This window comes from Enterococcus sp. DA9, assembly GCF_008000875.1.
In the GTDB taxonomy this organism is placed as follows: Bacteria; Bacillota; Bacilli; order Lactobacillales; family Enterococcaceae; genus Enterococcus_B; species Enterococcus_B lactis.
The window spans coordinates 1179741-1198338 of record NZ_CP042839.1 but is presented as its reverse complement, the minus strand read 5'-3'; the positions used below and the strand labels follow the sequence as shown (position 1 = coordinate 1198338).

The following is an 18598-nucleotide window of genomic DNA, read 5'->3' as shown; positions in this document are numbered from 1 at the left end:
CTTAGTCATTGAGTTTAAACCAAAAACCATTTTTTTGAAGCTCTTTCACCAGTTTTCGCCCCTCAAAAAAGTACATCTTTTCTTGTTTTAATTTTCTGATACCAAAAGAAGCAGCGACTTTAGGATCATCAACTGACACGATTCGATAAGTCCCACCAGGCAATTGATCCAGCTTGACTTTCCCATAATGATCGCTTTGCACTGAAAACGGCACACCGTTTCTAGTAAGTGTTTTTTTCTTATGTTTCAAAATAAATGAGCCACCCTTTACTGGATTTCCTGCTGAATCACTTATAATAAATGAAAAATCAAGCACTTTTTTACTTAACCGATACTGATAAATCAGTCGACCAATAAACAGTAACAGTATAACTACAGCTATTATCGTTCCTGCAAGAATAAGCAACTGTCGCAAAGTTCTTTCCTGATTTCCTTTTTCTTCTTCGTTTTTTACCGATTCACTATAAGGAATCCGATGTCCCGTCACTAGCAAACGATGCGTGTTGATCATATACGGTGTACATGTAAGCAAGGTAACTAAGTCTTTTCCTTCTTCAATCGTTAGAACAGACGTGTCATCTGGCAGTACCACTTGTATATTCCCAACTTGATAAGCCAATTTCTCCCCCAAAACAGTCAAAATAAACGTATCTCCGTGTTCTAAACGATCTAACTCGGTAAATAATCGTCGATTGGGTAACCCGCTGTGAGCAGAAATCACTGAATGCGTCGAATTTCCACCAAGTGGGAAAGAAGTTCCTTGTAAGACACCTGCTCCATTCTCAAGAATCATGCCGTTAAGCCGATCATAAAGTGAAATATTTATTTGGATTTTAGGTATATTGATACTTCCGATCAGCCATTCCTCTAATTGGCCGGATGTCGTGCTTTCATTTCTGTTCTGTTCATCGAAAGGATCAGCCCCAGGATTGAATCCTTGGTCAGTTAATCGTTGGTTTTGCTCCTCCATTTTCTTTCGCTGCGCTTCATTTTCGGCTGCGGTTCGTTTTTGTACTTGTTCCATTCGTTTTTGATCCATAAGACTATTTAAAGAATCCACATAAAATGGATACAAAGCGATTAGTAACCCTACGACGATACATATCAATAAAAATAAACGAAACAAAAGCCGACGAGACTGTTTTTGCTTTCTCTGCTACACATGCGTCCTCCCTTGCAAGTTTTTTTGTTCTTTCTTTTATTATATGGGTTCAGGAAAAAAATAGAAAATGAAAGCCGATGAGGTTGTGACAGAAGTGGTTAGGTTCAAGAAATAAGAAGAAATTTCCGAAGAAGCTACTTCTGGAACACCGTGAATCAGAGGTTGTGAAATCAGCGTTATGCTTTGAGTAATAAGAGCGCTAGTCAGAAAATAGCTTTTCATATTTTCTAGGCTAGTGAGCTTATTACCGAGAAGCAGCTGATTGAACACCGTTTATCGAGAGGTCATGAAAAAGCGATTTTGTTTCGAGTATTAAGAAAATTTTGACTCAAAACAAGGAATGCGACATGGCTTTGCCACATCCTCTCTCCTTAGAAATTTCACTTATGTTTTTCTTGTAAAATTCATAAATATTTTCATGAATTTTCTAATTTCTTGCCTCCCTACCGCATAGGATATATGATGAATTTATCTAAAGTTTGCAAAGGAGTTCGACAATTGAAAAAATATGGCCCGTTTTTAGCAATTTTTTTCATTGCTTTGGCATTTCTCATGCCTCATTTATTCACACATAAACTAATTTTGGGTGCTGATGCCCCCTTCCATTACAATCGGTTCTACGATGCTGCGCAACAAATCAAACATGGGGATTTCCACTATTTTCCTTCCCTTTATGGATTCCAGCAAAGCGGTAGGATCGTTAATGCCGTTTACGGCCCATTTTTTGCTTATTTACAAGGATTGATCGTGTTGCTTGCAGGTAGTTGGTTTCACTATCAGATTCTTTCAAATTTTATTCTTTATCTTATTTCAGGATTTTCTATGCTGATCTTACTAAGATATGTCAATGTTCGGAACTGGGTAAGTGTACCAGTAGCCGTTTTATTCATGAGTACGTATTCTATTCAATATTGGTCTATCAATCAAGGATTCACTAGTTGGGGGACTTGTTTCTATCCTTTATGCATGATCCCTATTGTTGATTTCGTCCTTCATAAAAAGTTTCCTGTAATCAAAGTTGCGATCTCAGTTGGACTTATGACGCAGATTCATCTACTGTCTTCGATCATGTTAGCCTTGATGTATATTCCTTTTTATCTTTATTACTTTTTTAACCAGACTGAAAAAGGAAAAGCACTGCTTCAACTGATCAAGTCGGTCTTGCTTTATTTTGTCCTGACAGCAAATATTTGGGCAGGACTGGCTATTGTTTACAGCGGGAATAAGATTCTTCCTCCCTTTGTTAACAGAGAAATGAGTCAAAAGGCGATCGACCTGGATGGCAGTTATTGGCTTCATTATCCTAAAGCCTTTCCGATATTGATATTGTCAGGTTTTTTGCTTTTTATTTTCTTTCAACAAAAGAATACCTTGTTCCAAAAAATCGTGTTGTATACAAGTCTTGTTTTCTTTTTTCTTTCTACTAGCTTGATTCCATGGACGACATTGATCGAAAAAAATGTGCCTTTTATTAGCTTAATTCAGTTTCCATTTCGATTTTTCGTCCCATTTACGCTATTGCTTCTGCTTTACCTTGCCCTATCACTAAATCAATGGTCTGAGCAAAAGTGGTTCCGTCTTTTAGGTATATTGGGTATTCTTATTTTTTCTGCACAGACGATCCAAAACTTATACCAGCATCTAGAAAAGTGGGAGAATGAAACATTTGTCAGTCGACATACTTATCTATTCGATACACCGGAAGAAGCAAGGAAAACATTCTTCAGCAAAGATATGTCTACCAGCTTATTCGTTTTCCAAAAAACCACCCCTGACTATCTGCCAATCTATAAGGAGACAAAAGACAACAAATACGACCGATATAACGAAGAAATATTAGAAAACGAAACAACTTTCATAAAAACACATCCAGGCGGTCTTTTGACAATCAAGTGGAAAAATACTGGGGACAAAACGGTTCATATCCCTGTTATCGTTTATGATCGGACTGTACTACAGCAAAATGGAAAAACATTGACTGATTATGAATTAACGGATATCGGGACCCCAATCGTGAATCAGCAAAAAGGGATCAACGAGCTCACGCTTTATTATCGAACGCCGATCTATTTCTATTTCATTCTTTCTCTTACTTTGATTGGTTGGTTTACCTTGCTGTGCTTATTTATTTATCATAGATACAAGCATCTACATGCTTAGTCAAAACGGATGATACATCCAATCAAAAAAAACTCTCCGAACGGTAAGATCGATCGGAGAGTTTTATTTTGTTTAGTTTTTTGTGTCATATTTTTGTTCGTTCATCGTCCATCTATTTCGATTTCAGCCCCATAGTGATCACTGATGATTGGACTATCGATCCCGTCAAAAATCCGTTGATATTTTTTTACTCGTACTCCTTCAGGGACAAAAATGAAATCTATACGCAATTTTTCTGTGTTTTGTTTCCAACCATCAATCTTCTTTTCTACAGTAGCAGCTTTGCCTTTTTCATTCGCGATAACATACGAATCTTGAAGAAGAAGACCACTTTCCTTTACTATATGATAACCTTCAGAATCTGCCGGATTATTGAAATCACCTAGGAAAAAAAGTGGTGCGCGGGTTTCAAAAAAGTAGTTTTCCAAGTTTTTCCACTCAAAATAAAAGCCGCTTTTTTTATCTGTCCACCAAGAAAAGTGGCAGCTAGAGACAAAAATATCTTGATCATCTATCTTTGTTTTTCCAATCAAGATCTTGCGCGTTCGATAATCTTCTTTCTTTTGAGATTCGGAGACGGTGAGGACCTGACTTTCCAATGGTCTTTTCGCAAGCAGCGCATTTCCTTCTTCATATTTATCATAACCGATGTGGCTCATTTCCCAACTCCAAAAATACTCTTTTCCTTGTTCTTTTAAAAGCTGGACTAAACAGTAGGCAAAATTATCTTTGCGGATAGGAACTTGATTCTCTACTGGACAGAACTTCATTAGTTTTGCAGGGTCTGCTTCTTCAGATTCCAGTAATTGGTTGATTTCTTGTAAAGCGATCACTTCATAATCTTCTAACAGGATCTTATCTGCTAATTCCTGTAATTTTTTATCTGGTTCTGGCTCAAGCCAGCTATGTGTGTTCAATGTCATGAATTTCATGGTTCTTCTCCTTCTCTTCATTTCGAAACAAAAGGGGTTGTGACAAAATTTTGTCACAACCTCCCCAGTAAACAGTGTTCAATCAGCTGACCTTCGGTATTAGCTCAAAAACGGCAAAATATGAGGAGCTATTTTTCCGTTTTGTCTCTCTAATACTCAGGTCAGGACGCTGATTTCACAACCTCCCTTTATATTTTAATGGAGCCGATCACTTTACCAGCTGCCACTGTCCCTAATTGCTTGATCACTACTTCTTCCACTTTATCATTCGTAAATACGATCATGATCGTTGGATCTTTTTCTTCGTTTTGGATCACTTCAAGATTCATTTCAGCTAATTTCGTTCCTGTTCCTACTTCTTGTCCTTCTTTGACAGCAATCTCAAAAGCTGACTGATTCATTTGGACTGTATCAATCCCCATATGGATCAAAACTTCGACGCCCTCTTTCGTTTCTAGCCCAATTGCATGTTTGCTAGGGAAAATACTTGTCACTTTTCCAGCGATCGGCGCAACAACTTCTCTTGACGTTGGAATAACAGCAAAACCATCACCCATCATTTTTTGTGAGAATACTGGATCTTTTACTTCAGCTAAAGGAATCACTTCCCCAGAAGCTGCGGAAACTAGTTCTTGTTCTATGCCTAAGTATTTCTTGCTATCTGCTTGTCCATTTCCTGTAGAAACCATTTGCGGCTCTGGAATCTCTGCTCCTGATTGCAGCAGATCTTCGATATCTGATTTCAAGACATCTGCTTTTGGTCCATAAACTGCTTGGACTCCATTGTCTTTGACGATCAGTCCCATTGCTCCTGCTCGTTTCCAGGCTTCTTCAGTCCCAACTTTTTCCCGATCGTTTACACTTACACGTAAACGAGTCATACAGGCATCGACATCTTTGATATTTTCTTTTCCGCCCAACAAATGGATGATCTGCACCACTTGCTGGTCTGCAGTTCCTGTTCCACTGTTAGATACAGTGGTTTCTTCACTGTCATTGTCATAATTTCCGTTACGCCCCGGTGTAGCAAAGTTGAATTTTTTGATCAAGAAATTTGCTAAGAAATACGTAACAACACCAAAAACGATCACACATAACACGAAGTTGATAAGATCTGCACCTAGACCCGCTTTGATAGCTAATGGTGTCCGCGTCAGCAATTCGATATTTCCAAATGAATGGACCCGCAATGGTAAAATGTCTGCCATCGCAAATGCCGCTCCCTGAATGACTGAATAAATGGCATATAATGGTACAGCCGCAAACATGAACATGAACTCCAATGGTTCTGTTACACCTGTTAGAAAGACAGCTAACGCTGCTGAAAAATACATTGATTTATATCTTGCTTTCTTATCAGGATCGACATTACGGTACATCGCAAATGCCATCCCCATCAAAATACCCGAAGAACCAATCATTTGTCCTACTTTGAAACGAGCAGGTGTCCAGTTATGCAACACAAATTCATATTGCGACATATCCCCTGCACCTCTAAGATTCACTAAATCAGTGGCCCAAGCTAACCATAACGGATCTTGTCCAAAAACTTGTGTTCCTGCCTGTGCGCCTGATAAAATCTCGTACGATCCGCCAAGCTGTGTATAGTTGATAGGAATTGTCAGCATATGATGCAATCCGAACGGTAATAGCAAACGTTCCAATGTACCAAATAAAAACGGTGCTAGAATCGGTGCGCTTTCCTGTGATTCTGCAATCCATAAACCAAAATTATTGATTCCGGCCTGTACGTTTGGCCACACAACAGCAAGAATCAATGCCACAATCGTTGACCATAAGATAACGACAAACGGAACAAAGCGCTTTCCATTGAAGAAAGACAAAGCATCCGGTAATTTTCTATAATTATAGTACTTATTATAAGCCATTGCCCCGACAAAACCAGCGATGATCCCTACAAATACACCCATATTCAAAGCTGGTGCTTCCAACACACTTGTAAAGAACCCTTTAACCATGATCTTCGTACCGAAAAGAGTGTGAGTAAACGCATCTTCATTCGCAAGCATATCGCTTGTGACCCCAAAGATGGCCCCAGTGATCCGATTGATCAAAATAAATGAGATCCCAGCAGCAAATGCCCCACCTGCCCGTTCTTTTGCCCAACTTCCTCCTATTGCTAAAGCAAATAAAATATGAAGATTCCCAATAATTGCCCAACCAATATTTTCTATTACTCCGCCCGTTGTAACAAGCGGCGTCCACTCAGGATTGATCAAAGGAATTGATTTCCCTATACTGATCATCAATCCAGCTGCCGGCATCACTGCCACCACAACCATTAAAGCCTTTCCAAATTTTTGCCAAAACTCAAAACTAAATATCTTTTTCATTCCGTTTATCTCCTTTACGCAATCGGTTTCGTTAAATGTATTATAGCGTACGTTTTCTTTTTTGTAAATGCTTTATTTTTCATTCTTCTGTCTATACCATTCTTCAAAACCTATAGTACATAAGTTTCCTTCTATAAATAGCTCGAAAAAAATTTATTTTTATGCTTTTTTCTTTGAAATATTTCTTATTGTCTATTGACTTGCGCAATCGGTTGCGTTTATTATGAACGTATAAAACAGCTCATTAGGAGGAGAACAATGAAACAGATCAAACGACTATTTGCTATTGATCCATGGAAAATCAGCACGACCCAATTAGATAAAAAAATCTTCGACTGCAAGAATCTCTGACAAGTATTGGAAACGGTTATATGGGGATGCGTGGGAACTTTGAGGAAACTTACTCAGGAGATCACCATCAAGGTACTTATTTGGCAGGTGTCTGGTATCCTGATAAGACACGTGTCGGCTGGTGGAAAAACGGTTATCCAGAGTACTTTGGAAAAGTGATCAATGCCTTGAACTTTATCGCAATAGATATTTCGATCAACGATCAGCTGATCGACTTGGCTTCTTTGGAACCAGAAGATTTTTATTGGGAACTAGATATGAAAAACGGTGTGCTATCTCGTACATTCACAATCACTACTTCTACTAATAAAGTACGTATTTCATTTGAACGTTTTTTGAGCATTATCAAAAAAGAAGCAGCTTACATCCATTTGACTATAGAAATGCTTGAAGGTAACGGAACAGTCGACCTCGTATCGAAATTGGATGGAAATGTCCAAAACGAAGACAGCAACTATGATGAACATTTTTGGAATGAGATCGATCGTGGAACCATAGAAGAAATCGGCTATTTGACAACTAAAACTATTCCAAATAACTTTGGGATCGAACAATTCACTGTTACTGCAGCAATGCGTCATTTCGTTAACGGAAAAGCAGTCGTTCCTGACTATCACGAAGATACTTTAGCCTTACATGGTTGCCTGTCTGCTGAATTATCTCAAGGCGAGACATGGACAGTAGAGAAAGAAATCATCGTTCTTACTAGTCGAGATATCCCAGAAGCGCAGCAAGCAGAAAAAGCCCTCTCAGAATTAGCAAATCAGACAAACAATTATATCCAAGCAAAAGAAGAACAAACAGCGGCTTGGGCAGAACGATGGAAGCTTGCCGATGTGGTCATCGAAGGAGACGAAGAAGCACAGCAAGGTATTCGCTTCAATTTGTTCCAACTATTCTCTACTTACTACGGCGAAGATGAACGATTGAATATTGGACCCAAAGGATTCACAGGAGAAAAATACGGCGGTGCCACTTACTGGGATACAGAAGCGTATGCAGTCCCTCTTTATCTCGCTTTAGCCAAACCCGAAGTAACTAAGAATCTTCTGAAATACCGGCATAACCAGCTGCCGCAAGCGATCCACAACGCTCAGCAGCAAGGATTAAAAGGCGCGCTTTATCCTATGGTCACCTTCACTGGCGTCGAATGTCATAACGAGTGGGAAATCACTTTCGAGGAGATTCATCGAAATGGTGCAATCGCCTATGCAATCTACAATTACACGAATTACACCGGTGATACAGAATATTTGAAAAATGAAGGTCTAGAAGTTTTAGCAGAAATCGCCCGCTTCTGGGCAGACCGTGTCCATTTTTCAAAACGAGCAAATAAATACATGATCCACGGAGTGACTGGACCAAATGAATATGAAAACAACATCAATAACAATTGGTATACAAATACGATCGCAGCTTGGGTCTTGCGTTACACGCGAGAAAATTATTTAACTTATCAAAAAGAAGCTGCTATCACTATCAGCGAAGAAGAACTAGCCAAATGGAAAGATATCGCAGAGAACATGTACTTCCCAGTGGACGAAGAATTGGGGATCTTTGTCCAGCATGACACATTCTTAGATAAAGATCTCATGCCTGTATCCGATATTCCCACAAGCGATCTTCCTCTGAACCAGCATTGGTCTTGGGACAAAATCCTTAGATCTTGCTTCATCAAGCAGGCAGATGTATTACAGGGGATTTATTTCTTCAACGATACTTTTACAAAAGAAGAAAAACAAAAAAACTTTGATTTCTATGAACCAATGACTGTCCATGAGTCTTCCCTTTCCCCAAGTATCCATTCGATTTTAGCAGCAGAATTAGGAATGGAAAACAAAGCTGTAGAAATGTACCAACGAACAGCTCGCTTGGATTTGGATAATTACAATAACGACACAGAAGACGGCTTGCACATCACTTCCATGACTGGCAGCTGGTTGTCGATCGTCCAAGGATTTGCACAAATGAAAACCGCCCATGATCAATTGAAATTCGCACCATTTCTGCCAAAAACCTGGAATGCTTATTCTTTCCATATCAATTATCGCGGACGTTTATTATTCATCTCAGTTACAGATGAACAAGTTACTTTCGAGTTATTAGAAGGTATGCCTCTGGAACTTTTCGTCTATGAACAGTCTTACACTTTAGAGGATCGCCTAGAAATAACGCTAAGAAAGGAGGAAGCAAATGTTTAAAGGGGTATTGTTCGATTTAGACGGCGTCATTACCGATACTGCCGAATTCCATTATCGTGCTTGGCGAAAGCTTGGTCAGGAAATCGGCATTACGATCGACCGTACATTCAACGAACAGCTAAAAGGCGTTAGCCGAGAAGACTCTCTCTCTTTGCTTTTAGCTTATGGCGGAAAAGAACACTCTTTTTCAAAGGAAGAATTTGCAGAATTAGCAAAAAGAAAAAATGATTATTATTTAGAGATGATCCAGACGATCGAACCAAAAGATGTCTTCCCTGGGGTCGTCCCTTTACTAGATTCTTTAAAAGAAGAAAAAATCATGATCGCTCTTGCTTCTGCAAGTAAAAATGGGCCTTTCCTACTTGAAAAAATGGGTCTCACACCTTACTTTGACGCTATTGCCGACCCGGCAGAAGCAGCAAACGGAAAACCTGCGCCAGATATCTTTCTCCTTGCAGCAAAAGCTGTCGGACTAAAAGCAGAAGAATGTATCGGGATCGAAGACGCGCAAGCTGGTATCCAAGCCATCCTCTCAAGTGGTGCCCAACCAATTGGCGTGGGACGTGCTGAAGACCTTGGAGAGGAGATCCCGCTTGTCCCTGATACGACTTTTCTTACGATCGATTACTTGAAAGAAAAGTGGCATGACCATGGATAATCCAGAAATCTCCGTCGTACCAGTTCCAGAGACTGAAATAAAGAAAATCACGTTGAAGAACGACTATTTAGAAGTCGTTCTTCTCAACTATGGTGCCCGCCTGCATCAAATCTTCGCGCCAGACAAAGAAGGAAAATCAGAAAATATTTTATTGTCTTACGATCGTTTCGAAGATGTTCTAACAGATAAAAGCTTTTTTGGCGCAACTGTCGGACCTGTAGCTGGAAGGATCCGAGATGCTTCTTGGGGTGAGCATAGATTGGAAAAAAACTGCGGATCACACCATATCCACGGTGGCACGAAAGGCTGGTCTTTCCAATATTGGGAAGTAGAAGTTTTCAAAACTCCTTCATCAATAGGCGTGGTCTTTTACTTAAAAGATGAATTTTCTACCTATCCAGGACCAATCACTGCTACGATCACTTACCGTTTGACAAAAAACGAGTTAGAGATGACGACCTCTGCCAGTAGCCTAGTCGAAACCATCTGCAATCCGACCAATCATGCCTACTTCAACCTTTCAGGAAATGGAAAAAGAGACATCTATGACCATCAGTTAACGGTCTTCTTAGATGGTATCCTTGAATTAGATCAAGAAAAACTACCTACTGGAAATTGGACGAAAAAAGAAGACCTGCCCATCGACTTTAGAAAATCTCCAACACTGCAAGAAATCCTTGCTTGTTATCCAGCTGGACTAGATGATGTATTTCTTTTGCATCATCCTAGGCTTTCCAGAAATTCCTTACAATTATTCGAGAAGCATTCTGGTCGTCAAATGACTATAGCAACTTCCAATAAAAGTATGGTATTATTTTCTACGACTGGATTTGAAGCTGATTTCTCTGTCAACGGAAAACAGATGCATTCAAACTACGGATTAGCAATCGAACCGCAAGAAATCCCTGATATCGTTCATTTTCCCAACTTTGGATCGATCAACCTCCATCCTGGTCAAGAACGGATCAGTCAGACGATTTATCGGTTCTCTGCACAATAACAAGAGAAAGGTGTTTTTATCATGGCTATTACCGTAAAAGATGTGGCGAAAAAAGCCGGTGTTGCTACCTCGACCGTCTCTCGTGTTATCAATGATCATCCTAGTATTTCCGAAGCAACAAAGAAGAAAGTCCGAAAAATCATGGATGAACTAGGTTATGTTCCTAACATGACTGCCCGCAATCTAGGAAAACGCATTTCCAGTGCCATCGGCGTGATCTTACCCCCTCTTGATTCAAAAGAGCGGATCGGGAATCCCTTTTATCTTGAGATCATGGAAGCAATCAACGAAGAAGCGCGGAATTATGATATGACGACAGCGATTGCTACTGCTAAAAATTTTGATTTACTGTTAGAGAACGTCCAGCGTATGCATCTACAAAAACAAGTAGATGGTTTTATTCTAGTGTATTCAGATAGTCAAGACCCTGTCATTGATTATTTATACCAAAACCATATCCCTTTCACTTTGATCGGACAGCCTTATCATCACGAAAACGAAATCGTTTATGTAGATAATGACAACCAACTTCTAGGCAAACAAGCAACAGAATTTTTGATTCAGAACGGACATAAGAATATCCTATTCGTGACGAATACGACTCATGAGAGTTTGTATTTCGAACGATATTTCGGTTATCAAAAAGCGATGATGATGGCTGATTTTCCTGCGTTTTCCAGTGTAGTACTGGAACATACAGAAGATTATCTGACCTTTGAGAAAACGTTGAAAGAAAACGAAGCCACAGCATTGGTAGTCATTGACGATATCTTCGCCCTTCGCACGATGCAGTTGGCACAAATGCATGGTTATGTCATTCCAGAGACACTTTCCGTCATTAGCTTCAACAACTCGATCTTCTCAACATTGACACATCCTTACCTTACAAGCATCGATATCGATATCTCCGAATTAGGACGTGTCGCTATGCAAAAACTGCGTGAACTGATCCATGAAGAATTAAGTAGCGGCGTACGCTTGGTCATCCCTCATCGCTTGATCAAAAGAGAGACAGTTGTTCCTTTAGAAAGCACGAAACTTAGTTAAATCACTGAATTTGCTGACCATTTATCCTATGGTCAGTTTTTTACATAAAATATGTTATTTCTATAAGTTTGAAAAGAAAACATTAAATAACATTAATATTAAAATAAATAAATCTATCCCTTCTTTTTCTTTATCAGTTATGCGAACGATTATGCATCCAAAACAAACGATTATTTGACATAACTACTATCTTCCATGAGAATACACGAAGGAAACACCAATAATATAAAAAACATTTTTTTAAATTGATTTTTTCTATTACGCCTTGTATTCTTTTGTTTTTTCAAGAATAATTAAATGTGTAAGCGAATACGAATGAACGGAGGTGCAAAAGACCCCCTTGTCGATCAGCCGCACGTGTTCTTGAAAGGAGAAAACATGAAAAAACTCACTCATTTGTTTTTTGTTGTGTTGACACTTCTGCCATTTGCTGCCACGCCTGTCCAAACGCACGCCCAAGAAACGTATACGATTAAAGCAGAACAACATGCGACGACCGAAGTTGTTCCTGAACTCCCGTCTATCTCTCGTATCCCTGTCACTACCCAAGAACCAGATCCGCACAATGCAGCATTGGTTCCTTTAACCGGTGGCGTCAGTTTCTCCTCTTTTCTCTCTCCTTTTTCTGCTGTTGGTGCTACATTAAGTTCTGCATTGGTTTCCCTCCCTGCTTCTGCTGCAGTAGTTTCTGCTATCCTAGGAGCAGGACTTGGTTATAGTTTTTACCAATTAGGTTCCTCCTTAGGCGTCGCCACTGCAGACTTACTCAAAACGAATGCGAGCTTGTATGAATTATCTTCCAATAATCCTGCCCTGCAACAAGAATTGGCCGCTTTTGCCACTTCGGGAATTGATTCTACTACTAGTACCTATAATTTCTCGCAAGGTCTGCAAAAAAGATACGCGCAAGACGTGACCAGTCATGCATTGATGCGGGAATATTTGACAGGAACAACGGATCATGGTGCTTATCGCTTTTCGATCAATGACCATCCGGCTTTTCGTAAACTGATCTCTTATGGTTCTCTTTCTACTGAAACGGCTCGGACTGGCGTGATCGGACGTGATGCCTCGGTAGCTGATCGAATGTTCATCGAAGATCAATTCTTCTTACTGGAAATGGTTCGTGTCATGGAAACTCGAGTCGGCAGTGATACAACATTACTAACGATCTCCGGTCATAATTATGGCCATCGGGGTAGTCACGGTTCCTTTGTCCATGAAGTCGAATTAAGTGTCCCGATGTCTGTCTTGATGAGCCAGATCGCGACTCAAGAAGACTTTCTGGAATACATCCAGCAAAACACCACTTTTGAATTTGGGGTGATCGAAACACCCTCAAGAGAAGTCGCTGTCCAGACGGCTCAGCAAATGGCGCAAGCCTATCATACACGCACTGCCGATATACAAAAGAACTTAGCGGAAGTCTTGGCACCGACTGAAAACGGATTGAGCTTCGATCCTTCTGGTATAATCGCTACCTTATACGGACAAACGGTTGTCCTTGATGCAACAGGAAAGTTCGTGTACGCTGACACTCGCGTAGCCGTTCCAGAATACCAGTGGGGAGCGATCGATTTTGCTTACAGTGAAGCAGCCATCCCAATAGATGATTCGATCACGATCGATGGGCGAAGAGGTGTATTAGATGAAGAAACTGGAGACATCGTAGAAGATGGTACAGGTAAAACATTAGTCGAAGGCGCAATGGGCGCTGCATGGAATGCGTTGAGTCTTGCCCGCGTCCTTGAAGCAATCAAAAACTTCAAAGGGGATGACGATGATGACGATGAATTCGAATGGTATTCCCCTCTTGATTTGTACTATGACGAATGGTATGCAGACGGTGGGAAAGGGCATACGATGGAACGACATGTGGGACAAACTGCGGATGCCCTACAAGCCCGATTGGAGGACATAACCTATTCCGCTGCCTTCCATACTACGGAACAAGCTTTGATATTTATCAACTGCGCGATCTATACTGCCAATAAAAAATACTTAGAGGGTACGATCAAATTACCTTTAGGTGATTGTTCTTTACAAGATGGTAATCGTGTAATCTATCGATCGTATAAATCGATCGCTCTTGGAAAGACATTAGGATGGGGATTTTACAAAACGCCTTATGAGAAATATGTTCAATATGATTCAATCTATTACGCCAAAGTGGTCATCCAAAGAATGCCCAACATCGTATGGAAAAAACGAAAGTATTATATCCTAACTGCTTATCCTGACTTACGAAGAACCGTAAAAGAGGAGCCGCCAAGGGCGGCTCCTCTTTCTTCAATCCAATACCAATATAGCATCAAAAACAGTGAATCGCTTTCTCTTTTCGTCATACACTGACCACACATAAGCACCATCCCAATAACGACCATTATTATAATAATTCGTAAATTCATTATTCCAAAGGTAAATATGCAGATGATCTTTATCTGGGAAAAGACGATCATTCAACTGGTTAAATTCTTCTTCCGTTCCTGCCGCTCCTTGAGGCGCATCAAGAAAAGAAGTCCGATAAATACTATCTTCTGCCCAGAATGATTCAGGTGTGATCCTTTCCGCTTTCATCATTTCTTTATTCACATAAATAGGATACTCTTTCATCTTGTCAAAAAATCGGATATCCGTATAGTTGATTTTTTCTTCTCTGAATTCGTAAAGTTTTTGTGCATATATTTTTTTAGAAACTATAAGCCCTTCTTTGCTCCGCCATAACCTGGCAGTACGCAATCTATTTGAGTAATTGAGAAATTCTAAAACTGCCTCCTGATGACTATTTAGTCCGTCATACTCTTCTTCCTTGAAAAAAGCATACCGTAACACAGTCCAAGCACGCTCCAAATAAAAATCAATACTTTCTTTTTCTAATAGTTCCATCTTTTCTCTCCTTTTCCAGTTCACTATATGGAATAATTCAATCCAATACCAATATAGCATCAAAAACAGTGAATCGCTTTCTCTTTTCGTCACACACTGACCACACATAAGCACCATCCCAATAACGACCTTCATTATAATAATTCGTAAATTCATTGTTCCAAAGGTAAATATGCAGATGATCTTTATCTGGGAAAAGACGATCATTCAACTGGTTAAATTCTTCCTCCGTTCCCTCTGCTCCTTGAGTTGCTTCAAGAAAAGAAGCCCGATAGATACTATCCTCAGCCCAGAATGATCCAGGCGTGATTCTTTTCGCCTTCATCATTTCTTTATTTACATAAATAGGGTACTCTTTCATCTTGTCAAAAAATCGGATATCCGTATAGTTGATTTTTTCTTCTCTGAATTCGTAAAGTTTTTGTGCATATATTTTTTTAGAAACTATAAGCCCTTCTTTGATTCGCCATGACCACCCAGCACACAATCTGCTTGAGTAATTGAGAAATTCTAAAACTGCCTCCTGATGACTATTTAGTCCGTCATACTCTTCTTCCTTGAAAAAAGCATACCGTAACACAGTCCAAGCACGCTCCAAATAAAAATCAATACTTTCTTTTTCTAATAATTCCATCTTTTCTCTCCTTTTGTTCTTCTAACGGTACTCCTGATACACTAACAAATCTACCCCTTTCATCTGCTACGTCAATACATGTTTCTCTCGAATTTTATCTATCCATTTTTATTTTATCGCAACTATCAAAGCTTCTATTCCTATTATTTCTTTTTGAAGAAAAGATAGTTTTCAATCGTATAAATCGCTAGTTTCGCAAAAAAGGCTGTGACAAAAATAGTCACAACCTTTTGATCTTTTCTTCAATTTTTCACATGTCGGCGATTCAATAAAAAACCGCCTATTATTGTAAAGACAGGAGCAAGGATCGAGAAAAAAGCGAATGGCAAGTAATGCAACGCGCTAACTTTCATCGTCCCCATAATGAATGTGCCGCTAACTCCCCACGGTACAAGAGAATTGACGGTTGCTCCTGAATCTGCTAGCGTCCGTGTCAAATAGTTTTTTGATAAGCCAACCTCATCAAAGGAGCGTTTGAATGTTTCTCCTGGAAGAATGATGGACAAGTACTGCTCTCCAACGATCAGATTGACTCCGATACAACTCAAGGCAGTAAACCCGACTAAACGAGAAGGTCGATCCATCTTTTCTTTTAATTCTTGCACGATGGTCTCAACAATCAAATATTTGATCAATAAACCACCTAATGCCAATGCCAGTAAAATCAAACTGGCTGAGCCCAACATACTCATGATACCGCCTCGAGAAAGCAGTTCATCTAGCTTAGGATCAGGTGTATGCGCGACATAACCATTCATCAAGATGTCTGCTGCTTTTCCAATTGTCAAACTTTTCTCATGGATAAAGGAAAGAACGAGGGCGGCTGTCGATCCTGCTAATAATGTAGGGATAGCTGGAATTTTTTTGATTGCCCCGCCAAATAAAATAACTAACGGAATCAATGTCCAAGGAGAGATCCAAAAGCTTGCTTTTATATTTTGGATCATTTCATTGATACTGGCTAGGTCGGCTGAATGACTGTTCTGTCCTAATATCGTATAAAAAAGCAACGAAAGGACGAATGCCGGAAAATCCGTATAACGCATACCAGCGATATGTTCGAATAGATTGACTCCACCGATACCAGCTGCCAAGTTCGTCGTATCCGATAAAGGCGAGCAGTTATTCCCTAAAAATGCACCAGAAACGACCGCACCTGTAGTCATTGCATCGTTGAATCCAAGCAAATGTCCGATTCCCAAAAAAGCAATCCCAATAGTCGAAATCGTTGTAAATGAACTGCCGACTGTCACTCCGACAATTGCACAAACAAGAAATGCTGTCGGCAAAAAGAAACGTACAGAGACAAGTTTGAAACCATAAACCATGATCGTAGGGATGGTTCCAGATAGAATCCAAGAGGCAACCAAGACGCCAATCAAAAGAAAAATCAGGATTGGGATGATCCCCGGAGTGATTCCTTTGACGATCCCGTCATGGATCTCATCCCATGAGAACTTTTTAAATCTGCCATAAAACAACAAGCACATGAAAGCTGCAAGGATCGGGATATGTGGCGAGAGTTGGAATCCGATGATCAGTACTCCTAGGAGTGCCAACAACACGATCAATACAGCGATACTTTCTTTTAAAGAAATATTTTTATTCATCGTCGATCTCCTATTTCAAATGAAAAGGCCCTGCCATGAAAAAACTATTCACTTGGCAGGACCTCCTACTAAATCAGCGACAGATCGTCGGCTGAAAGACTTATTTTTTTATTTTTCTTCTAAACTTTTTTCTACCTCAATCCCCCAAGAATCTTTCTTGAAGTGATTGATGATCAATGGAATAACGAACATGACCACTGTGATAGCTGCTACTAACAATGCATCACTCAATGTCGCTGTACCTAATGTAGCAAATACGACAACGATGATAGAGAAGATCAGCATGCAGCTGACTACCCAAGCTAAGCCGTTTCCGTTTTTACCAATTCGGTAAGGGCGTTCGAATTCTGGATGTTTCTTACGCATTTTAAGCAATGAAACAGCAATCAAAATGTACACGATACAATAAATAACAGTTGTAGCATTTGTAAGTGTCAAGAATACAGCACTTACGTCATCCATTACACCATAAAGCAAAGCAAATAATGAAATAACGATTGATTGTGTTAGAACGACATTTCTAGATACGCCGTATTTGTTTTCTTTATGGAATCCGAATTTTGGTGGAAGGAATCCTTCACGAGCTACTTGGATGATTGTTTTTGATGGTCCAGTAACCCAAGCTGATAATTGTAAAAGCACACCAATAAATACCATGAAGCTGAAGATATTTCCGATCACTTCTGGTAAGCCTAGGATTTGGCAATCAATCAAGATTGGCTGCGTGATATTTGCTAATTCCATTTTTCCATCTGGTACGACATTGGCAACAAGCATCGCATTGATGACATTCAATAAAACTAATCCGATCAAAGCGATAAATACGCCTTTTGTATAATTTTTTGTTGCGTCTTTCAAACGAGGCATGTAAACAGAACTCATTTCGATCCCAACAAAAATAAATGTGATACCAGCTAAGTATTTCAATGAATCAATATGTTCCAAGTCAGGGAAAGCTTTTGACCATGAAAAGTCACCTAGATAGCCGTTTGAGACTAGTCCGACTTTGAAGGCTGCCAAAACACCTAAAACGAACATGATGACTACTGGGATATATACCCCTAGCCATACACCGATGTTCCCGCCGACTTTTGCCATATCGAATTTCAAGTTCAAGATCGTGATGATCCAGTAAATAACTAAAATACAACCTAAAACGAACCAATGATTATTGCCAAGTTCTACATTACCAAATGTGTTTCCTAACAATGGTCCTAAAGTAGAAGCGACCATTACCATACCTGGGAACATTTGCACCCATAATAGCCATGCAACGACAAATCCCCATTTGCTGCCCAGTGCTGTTTTTACCCATAACTGAGGACCGCCTTCTTGAGGAAGCATCGTTGAAAGTTCACCGGAAACCATTGATATCGGACCGGCAAAAAACAAAACTGCAAAAATTGAATAAAAAATCAATGTCCAACCGACTGCGGCTAACGTAGGAATACTCCGAACCGTTGCACACAGTGCCATTGTCAGACCGATAAAGGTCCCAAGACCCATTTTACTTACTTCAGATTTACTCACCGTTGACACTCTCCTTGATTTTTTGGATAAAATAACGGTGTCTTTGAAGTAGTTTCAGCAATAAACGAAACAA

At 39.8% G+C, this 18598-nt stretch carries 12 protein-coding genes and 1 pseudogene; 6 read left to right on the top strand and 7 right to left on the bottom strand.

Annotation, left to right across the window (positions count from 1 at the left end; genetic code table 11):
• Window position 1 precedes the first annotated feature (1 nt).
• Window positions 2–1126: a class C sortase gene (locus FTX43_RS06635; RefSeq protein WP_261801561.1), complete on the bottom strand. Its 1125-nt coding sequence runs from the start codon at window positions 1124–1126 to the stop codon at window positions 2–4.
• A 495-nt stretch (window positions 1127–1621) separates the two neighbouring features.
• Between FTX43_RS06635 and FTX43_RS06625 the strand changes: the two genes are divergently transcribed.
• Window positions 1622–3322 carry a hypothetical protein gene (locus FTX43_RS06625; protein ID WP_024635428.1) on the top strand — a complete coding sequence of 567 codons (1701 nt, stop codon included), beginning with the start codon at window positions 1622–1624 and terminating at the stop codon, window positions 3320–3322.
• A gap of 101 nt (window positions 3323–3423) precedes the next feature.
• On the opposite strand, the gene FTX43_RS06620 is transcribed toward FTX43_RS06625, so the two are convergent.
• On the bottom strand, window positions 3424–4254 hold the full coding sequence (locus tag FTX43_RS06620) for an endonuclease/exonuclease/phosphatase family protein (protein ID WP_147606911.1): 831 nt from the start codon (window positions 4252–4254) through the stop codon (window positions 3424–3426).
• A 188-nt stretch (window positions 4255–4442) separates the two neighbouring features.
• Window positions 4443–6608: a PTS transporter subunit IIBC gene (locus tag FTX43_RS06615; protein WP_002292610.1), complete on the bottom strand. Its 2166-nt coding sequence runs from the start codon at window positions 6606–6608 to the stop codon at window positions 4443–4445.
• Window positions 6609–6866: 258 nt separating this feature from the next.
• Here FTX43_RS06615 and FTX43_RS06610 point away from each other — a divergent pair.
• The 5 genes and pseudogenes from FTX43_RS06610 to FTX43_RS06590 all read left to right on the top strand — a co-directional run bounded on the left by FTX43_RS06610 (window position 6867) and on the right by FTX43_RS06590 (window position 14217).
• Window positions 6867–9160, top strand: a pseudogene (locus tag FTX43_RS06610) (glycoside hydrolase family 65 protein).
• Window positions 9153–9818: a beta-phosphoglucomutase gene (pgmB, locus tag FTX43_RS06605; RefSeq protein WP_147606909.1), complete on the top strand. Its 666-nt coding sequence runs from the start codon at window positions 9153–9155 to the stop codon at window positions 9816–9818. The pseudogene FTX43_RS06610 and the gene pgmB overlap by 8 nt, the downstream one beginning before the upstream one ends.
• Entirely contained in the window at window positions 9811–10818 is a 1008-nt protein-coding gene (locus FTX43_RS06600) for an aldose epimerase family protein (protein ID WP_002335179.1), read from the top strand. The genes pgmB and FTX43_RS06600 overlap by 8 nt, the downstream gene beginning before the upstream one ends.
• A gap of 21 nt (window positions 10819–10839) precedes the next feature.
• Entirely contained in the window at window positions 10840–11865 is a 1026-nt protein-coding gene (locus FTX43_RS06595) for a LacI family DNA-binding transcriptional regulator (protein ID WP_147606907.1), read from the top strand.
• Between the two features lie 315 nt (window positions 11866–12180).
• Window positions 12181–14217: an RNase A-like domain-containing protein gene (locus FTX43_RS06590; RefSeq protein ID WP_065763778.1), complete on the top strand. Its 2037-nt coding sequence runs from the start codon at window positions 12181–12183 to the stop codon at window positions 14215–14217.
• Here the strand turns inward: FTX43_RS06590 and FTX43_RS06585 are convergent.
• The 4 genes from FTX43_RS06585 to tyrP all read right to left on the bottom strand — a co-directional run bounded on the left by FTX43_RS06585 (window position 14155) and on the right by tyrP (window position 18501).
• Window positions 14155–14751 carry a hypothetical protein gene (locus FTX43_RS06585; protein ID WP_147606905.1) on the bottom strand — a complete coding sequence of 199 codons (597 nt, stop codon included), beginning with the start codon at window positions 14749–14751 and terminating at the stop codon, window positions 14155–14157. The two genes, FTX43_RS06590 and FTX43_RS06585, sit on opposite strands and share 63 nt — an antisense overlap.
• Window positions 14752–14788: 37 nt before the next feature.
• The gene (locus FTX43_RS06580) at window positions 14789–15385 is read right to left on the bottom strand and encodes a hypothetical protein (RefSeq protein WP_147606903.1); all 597 of its coding nucleotides are present in this window, start codon (window positions 15383–15385) and stop codon (window positions 14789–14791) included.
• Window positions 15386–15627: 242 nt separating this feature from the next.
• Window positions 15628–16995: a Na+/H+ antiporter NhaC gene (gene nhaC / locus FTX43_RS06575; RefSeq protein WP_147606901.1), complete on the bottom strand. Its 1368-nt coding sequence runs from the start codon at window positions 16993–16995 to the stop codon at window positions 15628–15630.
• A gap of 108 nt (window positions 16996–17103) precedes the next feature.
• The gene (tyrP, locus tag FTX43_RS06570; RefSeq protein WP_002316652.1) at window positions 17104–18501 is read right to left on the bottom strand and encodes a tyrosine-tyramine antiporter; all 1398 of its coding nucleotides are present in this window, start codon (window positions 18499–18501) and stop codon (window positions 17104–17106) included.
• Window positions 18502–18598 lie beyond the last annotated feature (97 nt).

Coding starts and splice junctions, on each gene's coding strand:
- tyrP (WP_002316652.1), bottom strand. CDS start 18,501: ATGGGTCTTGGGACCTTTATCGGTCTGACAATGGCACTGTGTGCAACG.
- FTX43_RS06620 (WP_147606911.1), bottom strand. CDS start 4,254: ATGAAATTCATGACATTGAACACACATAGCTGGCTTGAGCCAGAACCA.
- FTX43_RS06615 (WP_002292610.1), bottom strand. CDS start 6,608: ATGAAAAAGATATTTAGTTTTGAGTTTTGGCAAAAATTTGGAAAGGCT.
- FTX43_RS06585 (WP_147606905.1), bottom strand. CDS start 14,751: ATGGAACTATTAGAAAAAGAAAGTATTGATTTTTATTTGGAGCGTGCT.
- FTX43_RS06595 (WP_147606907.1), top strand. CDS start 10,840: ATGGCTATTACCGTAAAAGATGTGGCGAAAAAAGCCGGTGTTGCTACC.
- pgmB (WP_147606909.1), top strand. CDS start 9,153: ATGTTTAAAGGGGTATTGTTCGATTTAGACGGCGTCATTACCGATACT.
- FTX43_RS06625 (WP_024635428.1), top strand. CDS start 1,622: ATGATGAATTTATCTAAAGTTTGCAAAGGAGTTCGACAATTGAAAAAA.
- FTX43_RS06580 (WP_147606903.1), bottom strand. CDS start 15,385: ATGGAATTATTAGAAAAAGAAAGTATTGATTTTTATTTGGAGCGTGCT.
- nhaC (WP_147606901.1), bottom strand. CDS start 16,995: ATGAATAAAAATATTTCTTTAAAAGAAAGTATCGCTGTATTGATCGTG.
- FTX43_RS06590 (WP_065763778.1), top strand. CDS start 12,181: ATGAACGGAGGTGCAAAAGACCCCCTTGTCGATCAGCCGCACGTGTTC.
- FTX43_RS06600 (WP_002335179.1), top strand. CDS start 9,811: ATGGATAATCCAGAAATCTCCGTCGTACCAGTTCCAGAGACTGAAATA.